The sequence below is a fragment of the Haloarcula sp. Atlit-120R genome (genome assembly GCF_003665885.1).
Classification (GTDB): Archaea; Halobacteriota; Halobacteria; order Halobacteriales; family Haloarculaceae; genus Haloarcula; species Haloarcula taiwanensis.
This window is the reverse complement of sequence record NZ_QPLN01000001.1, coordinates 1,090,053-1,099,915: the sequence shown is the minus strand read 5'-3', so window position 1 is coordinate 1,099,915 and position 9,863 is coordinate 1,090,053. Positions and strand designations below refer to the sequence as shown.

Here is a 9,863-nt window from a genome sequence, read left to right as displayed (position 1 = left end):
GTCCAAATTATGGTATGATATTATGGATATAAGGTTGTTCTCCGTAAAGAAAGTCCGTATATGTGTACTGGAATTTTGGACGTTTGTCGACCCCAGTTCCGGCCACAGGGGGCCAAATAGGCCGTTTTTGCTTGCGCGCGCTCTCAGCTATCCGTACACACTGCTCGGCCGGTCATCGCCTGAGCGCCGCGGTAAGTGCGATTGCGCCCAGCACGACGCTTGCCAGCGCCAGCGGCGACAGCGGCGGCACGTCGAGCTGAAAGAGCAGCGTCGTCACCACGACGCTCGCCCCGACAAGCCCTGTCGTTCCCGCGACATGTGTGAGTTCGACGGGCGTCCCGGGCGCTGTCCCGAGGTCTGCATAGAGGTCGGTTGCCGCGTGTGCGAACGTCCAGGCCAGCACCGTCGCGCCGCCGGCGACCAGCACCGTCGTCGTCGTTGCTCCCTGCAGGGCGGCCACTAACAATGCAAGGAACAGCGACGCGCTGGCGAGGTCGATCAGCCGCCCGGACTGAATTAGCTGCCCGCCGGCGAGCAGCACCACGCCAACGAGGGCAGCAGCGGTCGAGACCGCACTGATGCCGGCGACGAATAGCGTCACGACACCCGCCGCCAGTGCCGCACCGCCACAGACGAGCCCGGTTCGGTACGTCATCGGCCACCTCGCAAGGCCCGTTCAGTGACCTGCTCCAGCGGCTCCGTTGCGGGCCAGTCGTGGACGGCGATGCCGGCGGCTCGCAGCCGACGGAGCCGTTCGCGGCGTTCGAGTCGGGCTAACCGGTGGCCTGCCGTATCCGTCGCGGTCGGGTCGGGGCTCAGGACCGTCACCGGGTGACCGCTGGCGGCGAGTCGGCGGACCAGGGCCTCGCTGTCGTCGTCACACAGTGGGCCGAGGAAGACGACGTTCGCCGCCGTCGGCAACTGTGCGATGAGCTTCGTCGTATCCGGTGTTCGGGTGACCGATGTCGCGGCGAACGCGCGGTCGGTCCTGAGCAGGGTCCGGGCCTGCTGCTGATGGGCAGCGCTCGTGCCCGGTGCGAGCCACGCGCCGTGTGGCGAGTACGCCGCGACGCCGACCTCGTGGCCGTCCTCCGGGAGCCCCTCGACGAGGGCGACGGCGGCCATCGTCGACCGCTCGACAGCCGTCTCGGCGTCCGGTCGCGGGGCCAGCGCGGCGGCCGACCTGGCGTCGACGACGACCACGACCGTCGCCGACTGTTCGCGCTGGAACTCGACGGTCCGAAGGTCGCCGGTGCGAGCGTACTGGTTCCAGTCAACGCGGGAGAGCGGGTCGTTCGAGCGGTGCTCCCTGACCGCGTAGAAGGAGACCCCCTCGCCGCCCTCGTCGACGGGCACTGTCCCGGGTCGGCGGGCCACCGCCGGGACCAGCGGCAACAGCGCCGAACTGGCCGGCTGTTCCCAGGTGACGGTGTCGGGCTCGGCCGTAACGGACGTTCGCCGGGCGACGACGCCGACAACGTCCCTGACGACGACCGTCGCCGGATCGAACACGCAACGGTCGGTCCCGCCGGTAATCTCGTAGGTGATGGTCGTCGACGCGCCGGGGCGTAGCGCCGTTCCCAGCGACGCCGACCCTTCGACCACGCGGACAGAATCCGGTACGCCGTCGGCGAGCCGGAGGTCCGGAATCGTCCGCGACCCGTCGTTACGGACCGTGAGCGCCACGGTGACCCGCTCGCCGAGTGCGGGTTCTGTCGGTGTGATGGACCGCTGTATCGACACGTTCGCGGCGGGCGGGACGGCGACCCGGTCGTACGCGCTCAGCGTGACGCCGAGCCCGCCCAGCAACACGAGCGCGGGGACCTGCCCCACCAGCCCGACGCCGACGGCGACCAGCGCGGCCCCGGCCAGCCCGAACCAGCGGCCGGTGCGGTGGACCTCGCTCATCGCTCCTCGTCGCGCCGCCGGAGTTCGGCCGTCGCGTGGGCGACGCGCCGCTGGAACGGACGGATACCCGAGAGCCACCCGGACAGCCGCGCCCGGAGCGATATCGGTGTCCCGTCGAACAGTTTCTGAGCCGGCTCCCTGTCCGTCCACGCGCCGGACCGGAGCGCGTCCGCTGCCTCGTCGGGAGAGAGCCCGTCGCGCTGGAGGACGGTGACAGCAACTCCCTCGACGCGCTGCCGGATGGCTTCCTGTCCGGCTCCACCAGCAAGCGCCTCGTCGATATCGTCACCGGGGACCGTGACGTACTGGCTATCGGTGTCGGGCAGCGCCACGCCGCGTTCGCTGTCGAGGGAACGAACGAGGAGTGCGAGGAGCGCGACGCCTCCGGCGAAGACGGCCACCGCGAGGATCGGGAGGTCCGAGACAGCGCCCGAGGGCAACAGCGGCGCGCCGAGCGCGGCGAGGCCGAGGCCGATGGCTGTCGCGACGAGGCCGAGCGCCAGCGGAAGCCGGCGCAGTGTCACGCCTTGCCCTCCCCCGCGGACCCGTCGGCGTCTTTGTCCGCAGAAGGCATCTCGGCGGGACTCGCCGCGATATCGTCCGCGTTGTCGGCGGCTCGTTCCAGCGCCGCACGGGCTTGGGACTCCAGGTCAGCGTCCGGCCGCTCCCGGCCGTAGCGAACCCGTTCGAACACTGACCGGAGCGAGGCGACGGCGTCTGGGTCGGCCCCGGCCGCCGTCGCGTCCGCCTCGATGTCCTGCGGGGACGATGCATCGTCGTCCACGGTCACCGCATCTTCGAGGGCGGCCCACGCGCGGTACACGTCGTTGGTCAGGGGCACGTCGATTGCAGCCGCGCTATGCGAGGGGGTCTTCGCGGATTCCGCGGTTCCGACGGCTGGCGTTTCGCCGCCCGTCTCGTCGATTGTCCGGCTCTGGCCGGCCAGTCGCCAGAGAACCACGAGCCCGACTGCGAGGCCAACGGCGAGCGCACCGACTGCCGGGGCGGGGACACTCGGCAGCAGCGCGCGGGCACCGTTCTCGCTTTCCGGCGGGTCGATGCTACCGGGCGGGTCACTGAGGCCCTGTCCGTCGGGGTTGTCAATCTGGCTGTCGTCCCGGATCATCTCCGCCTGGTCGGATCCGGTGGCGGCGTCGAGGCTCGCAGCGCCGACGCTGAACGACAGCAGCGCAATCGCGGCGACAACCGCCACGAGGAGGGACTGTCGCTGCATACAGCCACTCCGCCCCTGGTACATGAATAGGTTAGGGACCTGCCCTTCGGTGGAACGCTCACGGGCGCGGTTCGAACGGGGACACGCCGCGACCGGTCCCGCTCAGAGTTCGTCTGCGAGGTCCTCCGCGAAGTAGGTCAGAATCAGGTCCGCACCGGCGCGTTTGATAGACAGCAGCGACTCGTAAGCAACTGATTCGAGGTCGAGCCAGCCCTTCTCGGCGGCGGCGTGGAGCATCGCGTACTCGCCGGAGACGTTGTAGGCGGCGACGGGGTGGTCGTAAGACTCCCGGATCTCCTTGACGATGTCCAGATACGGCAGGGCGGGCTTGACCATCAGCACGTCTGCGCCCTGCTTGACGTCGAGGTTGACCTCGCGGCGGGCTTCGCGTGCGTTCGCGGGGTCCATCTGATAGTGGCGGCGGTCGCCGAAGGCCGGCGCGCCATCGGCGGCGTCCCGGAACGGCCCGTAGAAGGCCGACTCGTACTTCGCGGCGTAGCTCATGACGGGCACGTCGGTGTCGCCTTGGGCGTCCAGCGCCTCCCGAATCGCGCCCACCATCCCGTCGATCATCCCGGACGGCGCGACCATGTCGGCCCCGGCCGCGGCGTGGCTCGCGGCGATTTTGCCCAGCAGGTCGAGCGTCTCGTCGTTGCACACCGTCAGCCGCGGGTCCTCGGCGGCGTCGTCTTCGAGGACGCCGCAGTGGCCGTGGTCGGTGTACTCACAGAGACAGACGTCCGTGATGACGTAGGCGTCGGTTTCGCTCGTGATGCGGCGCGTGGCTTCCTGAACGACGCCGTCTTCGGCCCAAGCGCGGCTCCCGCGCTCGTCTTTCGACTCGGGGACGCCAAACAGCATCACCGCTTCGACGCCGGTTTCGAGAATCTCCTCAACGCGGCCGGCCGCTTCGTCGACCGGGACACGTTCGTGGCCCGGCATCGTCTCGATGGGGACCCGTTCGTCCGTCGTCGCGTCGACGAACACCGGGGCGATGAGGTCCGACGCCGAGAGGTCCGTCTCGCGCACCAGCGGGCGCACGCCGTCGGTCCGCAGGCGGCGCGGGCGCTGTGTCAGGTTCATACCGACTGTTCCGGCCGTCCGCGGCATGAACCCACCGCTTGCGGCGGCGACTGCGTCCTCGGCGACGGGACCCGGGACCGTGTGACACGTTCCCGTCCAGACACGAGATTTATGCCGACGCCGCCGTCACACCTGACCGATGCCCTCTGAGGACAGTGACTCGCTGACCGAACAGATGCACGACTTCCTCGACGGCCTCGGCTTCGCGGACCTGACGCCGGACTACCGCGAGGAGCGCGAGGCCGCCAACGACGCCATCGACGCCGCCTTCGACCCGCTGCCCGAGGAACTCGCTGAGGACCCGGACCTCGCCGAAATAAACAAAGTCAACGTCCACGACGACGGCGACGACATACTCGTCCCCGTGGTTACCTTCCTCTTCGAGGACGCCGGCGAACCGGACCGCGACGCCGTCTGGTCGTTCGCCGGCCGGGCGCTGGAGGCGGTGCGGGAGCCGTTCGCCGACTGCCACGTCCGTCACTACGACCTCCAGTTCGCCTACGCCCACGAAGAGGAGGACGCGGTCGTCTACTGCCGCATCGCGGTCCATCCGCCGCTCGTCGAGCGGTACCTGACCGAACCGGGTTTCGACATCGAGTCACTCCGGGAGGCCGTCGCCGAGGGGGACAACGGCGACGACGAGATCCCGCCGGTCGACTGGAAGCCCTTCGACGCCGAGTCGATGGGCACGGGCGCGTACAGCGGCGGGCAGGCGGCAATCGCAGCTCACTGCGCCGGCGCAAGCGCGGGCGCGGCCGCCGCATGTACCGGCGCTGCTGCGGGAGCCGGCGGGGCCGCGGGCTGTGGCGGCGCGGGCGGCGGGATGTGAGTCACTCGCCGTCGACCGTCTCGATTCGCTCGCGGAGCCACGCCGCGGCTTCGGTGACGGCGGCGGCGTCCTCGCCGGTCACCTTCACTCGGCCGGGCGCGTCGTCTTTGCGGGGGTAGCTCCCGACAGCGACGCCGAACCGCTCGCGGGCCTCGGTGACGCGGCTGACCAGCGCCCCCTCGGGAGCGGGCGTGTGTAGCGTCTCCGTCGTCCGGTCGCCGTCGAACTCGTCGGCGACGGTCTCGTACATCGCCCGCAGTTCCTCGGGGATGCCCGGCATGACGTACACGCTGTCGACGACACAGCCGGCGGCGAAGCTCTCGTCGGTCAGTAGCGGCTGGCCGCCCTCGGGGACCGACGCCCACGCATCGAGGTCCAGGTCCATGTCGTAGCGGTCCACCAGCTCGGGGTTGTCCTCGGCGAAGCGCTCGGCCTTCGCTTCGAGGTGTGCCCGCACGTCGTCGGGAACAACGAGGTCGCGGTCGAACGCCCTCGCCACGGCGGCCTTCGTTATGTCGTCGGGCGTCCCGCCGATGCCACCGGTGACGATGACCGCGTCGAAGGCGTCGTGATATCGCGCCACAGTGTCGGCGACGACTGCCTCGTCGTCGGGCACAGTCAGGACGCGGGCGACGCTCGCACCGGCAGCCGTGAGCTGGCGCCCTAGCCACGACGCGTTCGTGTTCTCCGTGTCGCCAGCGAGCAGTTCGTCACCGACAGTGACCAGTGCGACCTCCATTATCTCGCTGTGGGTGTCTGCCGGCGTTAAGCGTTTGGCTGGCAAGTAGCGATAGATCGGGTAACCGACCCGCCTGCCGGTCCCGGTCTGAACACGTATTAATGGTATATTATGTCATTAATTTTCGTCTAGCCATATTTCGGCAACATACATATGCAAGCTCTCCTGACCACGGTGTATGGTACTTGTCACCAATTGTACTGACTGTGTCAAACGGGTCTACCCGGACCGGAGCCGCGCGCCGAGCATGGACCGCGGCGACGACGCGCCCGTCGAGGAGCCGCACACACCCCTTGCCGAGACACTGACAGACTGAACTCAGCGGCGAACTACGCCAGCGCCGGTTGTGGCGGCGCTGTGTCGCTCCCTTCGATAGCTACAGCAATGGAACTCAGCGACAGCAGTACAGACACGGACCGGTCGTTGCTCCGGCAACTCTCGAAACCAGTTCTCGCGTTCGTCGGGCTTGTCGTCGCCGGCGTGGTCGGTTTCGTCACGTTCGGCGGGGTCGGCGTCGTCAACGCACTGTTCTGGCTCCTCGACCCCACGAGCATCGAACTCCACTTTCAGAGCCACGACGGGCCTGCGAGGCTGGTCAAAGGCTATGCCATCGTCGTACTGACTGGGCTCGTCGTCGCCGGGCTGTGGACTGGTGAGACAGCGCTGTCGGCGGCCTTCGGCGGCCAGATTCAGACGGAACTCACACGTATGCAAATCGCACAGCGAATCAAGGACCTGAACGGCCACGTCGTCGTCTGTGGGTACGGGACGTTCGGACGGACCGTCGCGGAGCAGATCGGCGATACGGACACCCGAGTGGTCGTCATCGAACAGGAGGCAGAACAGTACGAGCAGGCGCTTGATGACGGCCATCTCGCGCTGGAGGCTGACGCGAGCCGCGAGGACGCACTGACAGATGCGGGCGTCAAGCGAGCCGACACCGTCATCGGTGCAATCGATGACACGAACGCAAATATTCAGATCGCGGTGCTTGCCAGCCAGCTCGCGCCTACTGTCCGGCTCATCGTCCGGGCCGGCGACCAGCAGGACGAGACCGTGGCCCGCCGCGTCGGAGCGGACGAGGTGATCATCCCTGAGGTCGTGAGCGGGAAGCAGGTCTGTGAGCGGCTGTAGCCGTCAGTGTCACCCGCCTCTGTCTCTGCTTAGACCGCCGTATCGACCGCTTCGGCAAGGAGTTCTGTCACACCGACGATTTCGATGTCGTCCTCGTAGCCGCCGGTTTTGCGCCCGTCTTCGTACATCGTCATGCACATCGGGCAGGCGACGACGAACTTCTCGACGGCCGCGCCCGCCTCGGTGTCTTCGAGGGCCTCGCGCAGGCGTTCTTCGCTGGGTTTGCTCTCTTCTTCGAGGTCCATCCAGAGGCCGCCGCCGCCACCGCCACAGCAGAAGGAGTCGTCCCTGTTGCGGGGCATCTCGTGGAGGTCGGCTCCGGTCGCGCGGATGAGGTCCCGCGGGGCCTCGAACTCGCCGTTGTACCGCCCGAGATGGCAGGGGTCGTGGTAGGTGACAGTGTAGTCGAGTTCGGTTCCGGAGAGGCCGAGCGCGCCGGCGCTGGCGAGGTCGGCGACGACCTGCGTGTAGTGGAACACGTCGTCTTCGCCCCACTCACAGGCCTCGAACTCGGGGTACTCGTTCATGAACGTGTTGTAGGCGTGGGGGTCCGTCGTGACGATAGACTCGAACTCACAGTCCAGAATCGCCTCGGCGTTGTCCTCGACGAGCATCTCGTAGAGGCCTTCCTCGCCGACGCGGCGAACGTCGTTGCCGTCGGTCTGCTCGGCCTCGTAGAGGATGCCGTAGTCCACGTCGGCGGCCTCGAAGACGCGAGCCAGCGCGCGTGCTATCTTCTGGTTGCGCTCGTCGTAGCTGGGGTAGTCACCGACGTACCAGAGGTATTCCACCGGTTCGTCGCGGGCGTCGGGCACCTCGAAGTCGAGGTCCTCGGTCCAGTCCGGCCGGGCGCGCTCGGGGTCGCCGAAGGTGTTGCCGTGCTGGAACACGTTCATCATCGCGTCCTGGACGTGTTCGTCCATCTCGCCGGCCTCGGTCAGCCGGCGGTTCATCTCGGTGAACTGGGTGACGTGCTCGATGTCGACCGGGCAGGCGTCCATGCAGGCCATACAGGACATGCAGGACTCCATCGTGTGAGCATCGATGACTGAAGTCCCGCCGTCGGCGATGATGGGCACGTCCTCACCACCGGCGTCGCGCTCCTCGCGGTAGCGTTTCAGGTCGAGGATGACATTCCGCGGGTCAAGCGGCCGCCCAGAAGCCTTTGCCGGGCAGACGGACGAACACCGGCCACACTTGGTGCAGGCGTCGTGGTCGAGCAGCTGTTTCCAGGAGAAGTCGTCGATGTCGCTGGGGCCGATTTCGTCCGGACTCGCGTCGCTCGGCACGCCCGGAAGTCGCACCCCGGCCTTTTCGTCTCGCGCGACAAGGTTGGCAAACGACGAGAGCATGTGGAACGGCTTCGCGTAGGGGATCCAGGCGACGAACCACAGCGCGACCAGCGAGTGGCTCCACCAGACAAAGGGGTATGCGCCCGCTGCCAGCTCCGGCGTCATCCCGGCCATGACGAGCACTTCCTTGACCGACCAGCCAACGAAGCTCACCGTCTCGAAGGAGACGTCACGGACTGTCGAGGTCCCGAGAATCCGGACGCCTTCAGTGAGGTAGCCGCCGACGCCCAGCACGAACAGCGCGCCCAGAAACAGGTCGTCCTCGCGGGAGGTGTGGCGGTCGTGGAGGCGGTCGAGTTTGCGGCCGTAGCGTCGCCACAGCGCGACACCGACGCCGACGACGAACAGTAGCCCCATCGCATCCATGACGAACGAGTAAGAGAGATAGAACTGGCCGACAAAGAAGGACTCGCCGGTCAGCGGCCGGTAGAGGTCCATGTCGATACCCAGAATCGTCGTCCCGATGAGTAGCGTCAGAAAGCCCCAGACGATGAACGCGTGCATCACGCCAGCGACGGTGTCGCGGTCCAGTTGCTTCCGATTTGACAGCGCTAACTGCGCCGCTGCAACCGTCCGCTGGGGCAAGTCGTCCAGTCGCTCGAAGGGGTCCTCGCTGCCCTGCGCATAGCGGGTGACGCGATTGTACACACCGTACAGAAAGACGATGATGGCGAGCGCTGCCAGATAGTAGAACAGCGCCTTCCCCACGTCGCCGATACGCCAGAACGTCGGGCGCGTGGTCGTCTGGAGTATAGATGACATACGCTAACACGTGCTTCGTGTCCGCTTAAATCTTGCCACGCCCCGTCGCAGTCCTGCGAGAATTTGGAAACTGTTGAAAGTTTCACCGCGTTACGTTGCCCGTCCGACAGATATATGACTCCCGAGAGGTAGTATCATGTTCGATGGACGAGAAGACTGAAGAACTTCGTGACATCTTCATGGACGTCTCCGATGAGGGGGCTGTGACGGAGTCCCAAGAGGCGTCGAGAGGGTCCTTGGCCGACACTGACGAGGCCGGTGTCGCGGACCGACTCGGTGACATCATCGCGCGGATGCGCGAGCGGTACGAGTTCCGAACCGAACTCGTTGACGAGGAGCTAGTGACAGTGGTCCGACTGTTCTACGAGGGGAGCGACGACGCGACTATCGCGGCCGAGATCGACGCGGACGAGCCCGACGTTGTCGAGGGCCGACTGGACCTGCATCTCCTCCGCGAGGAGGACACAGAGGCACCGTTTGACCTGCCTGCGTTCCGCCGTCGCGTCGCCAACGACGACCCTTCGGTCGCCGAACTCGCGACCGAGTTCGATATCGACGAGTCCCGGGCCGCCCACTATCGGCGCGTCGTTGCCGCACAGGATGCTGCCCGCCGTGTCTCCCACCGATTCCAGAGTGAGTTCGAGGACGTGCTGACCGACGCCGGGCTGTCGACACAGCACGCCGCCGCCCTCCGCGAGGACGGCCTTGACGAGGCCACCGAGGATATCGACTCACTTGATTCCGGCGCTGACGTGTCGATGTGACTCCCTGAAATCTTCTGTAGGTGTCTCCCGTTGCGGTAGGCTGCCTCACTGTGCTGCT

At 67.0% G+C, this 9,863-nt stretch carries 11 protein-coding genes; 4 read left to right on the top strand and 7 right to left on the bottom strand.

Annotation, left to right across the window (positions count from 1 at the left end):
- Positions 1 to 172 precede the first annotated feature (172 nt).
- From DVK01_RS05740 to hemB, 5 genes are all read right to left on the bottom strand, one after another.
- Positions 173 to 655 carry a hypothetical protein gene (locus DVK01_RS05740; protein WP_101351319.1) on the bottom strand — a complete coding sequence of 161 codons (483 nt, stop codon included), beginning with the start codon at positions 653 to 655 and terminating at the stop codon, positions 173 to 175.
- Positions 652 to 1,908, bottom strand: a complete 1,257-nt coding sequence (locus DVK01_RS05735) for a DUF58 domain-containing protein (RefSeq protein WP_101351318.1) — start codon at positions 1,906 to 1,908, stop codon at positions 652 to 654. Before DVK01_RS05735 ends, DVK01_RS05740 begins: the two co-directional genes overlap by 4 nt.
- Complete coding sequence (locus DVK01_RS05730) at positions 1,905 to 2,432, bottom strand: hypothetical protein (protein ID WP_101351317.1); 528 nt, start codon at positions 2,430 to 2,432, stop codon at positions 1,905 to 1,907. The genes DVK01_RS05735 and DVK01_RS05730 overlap by 4 nt, the downstream gene beginning before the upstream one ends.
- A complete protein-coding gene (locus DVK01_RS05725; RefSeq protein ID WP_121535840.1) occupies positions 2,429 to 3,142 on the bottom strand; it encodes a DUF4129 domain-containing protein in 714 nt (237 codons plus the stop codon). The genes DVK01_RS05730 and DVK01_RS05725 overlap by 4 nt, the downstream gene beginning before the upstream one ends.
- A 102-nt stretch (positions 3,143 to 3,244) precedes the next feature.
- On the bottom strand, positions 3,245 to 4,225 hold the full coding sequence (hemB, locus tag DVK01_RS05720; protein WP_121535837.1) for a porphobilinogen synthase: 981 nt from the start codon (positions 4,223 to 4,225) through the stop codon (positions 3,245 to 3,247).
- 139 nt (positions 4,226 to 4,364) lie between these two features.
- Here hemB and DVK01_RS05715 point away from each other — a divergent pair, with 139 nt between their 5' ends.
- A complete protein-coding gene (locus DVK01_RS05715) occupies positions 4,365 to 5,054 on the top strand; it encodes a hypothetical protein (protein WP_101351314.1) in 690 nt (229 codons plus the stop codon).
- Position 5,055: 1 nt separating this feature from the next.
- Here DVK01_RS05715 and DVK01_RS05710 read toward each other — a convergent pair whose 3' ends face one another.
- On the bottom strand, positions 5,056 to 5,793 hold the full coding sequence (locus tag DVK01_RS05710) for a molybdopterin-binding protein (RefSeq protein ID WP_101351313.1): 738 nt from the start codon (positions 5,791 to 5,793) through the stop codon (positions 5,056 to 5,058).
- Between the two features lie 178 nt (positions 5,794 to 5,971).
- Here DVK01_RS05710 and DVK01_RS22110 point away from each other — a divergent pair, with 178 nt between their 5' ends.
- Entirely contained in the window at positions 5,972 to 6,109 is a 138-nt protein-coding gene (locus DVK01_RS22110; protein ID WP_198560199.1) for a hypothetical protein, read from the top strand.
- 68 nt (positions 6,110 to 6,177) lie between these two features.
- A complete protein-coding gene (locus DVK01_RS05705) occupies positions 6,178 to 6,927 on the top strand; it encodes a TrkA family potassium uptake protein (RefSeq protein WP_101351312.1) in 750 nt (249 codons plus the stop codon).
- Positions 6,928 to 6,956: 29 nt separating this feature from the next.
- Here the strand turns inward: DVK01_RS05705 and DVK01_RS05700 are convergent, their stop codons facing one another.
- Positions 6,957 to 9,041: a (Fe-S)-binding protein gene (locus DVK01_RS05700; protein WP_121535834.1), complete on the bottom strand. Its 2,085-nt coding sequence runs from the start codon at positions 9,039 to 9,041 to the stop codon at positions 6,957 to 6,959.
- Between the two features lie 143 nt (positions 9,042 to 9,184).
- Between DVK01_RS05700 and DVK01_RS05695 the strand changes: the two genes are divergently transcribed.
- Positions 9,185 to 9,805 (top strand): conditioned medium-induced protein 4, encoded by a 621-nt coding sequence (locus DVK01_RS05695; RefSeq protein ID WP_101351310.1) that lies wholly within the window; start codon positions 9,185 to 9,187, stop codon positions 9,803 to 9,805.
- Positions 9,806 to 9,863: the final 58 nt, after the last annotated feature.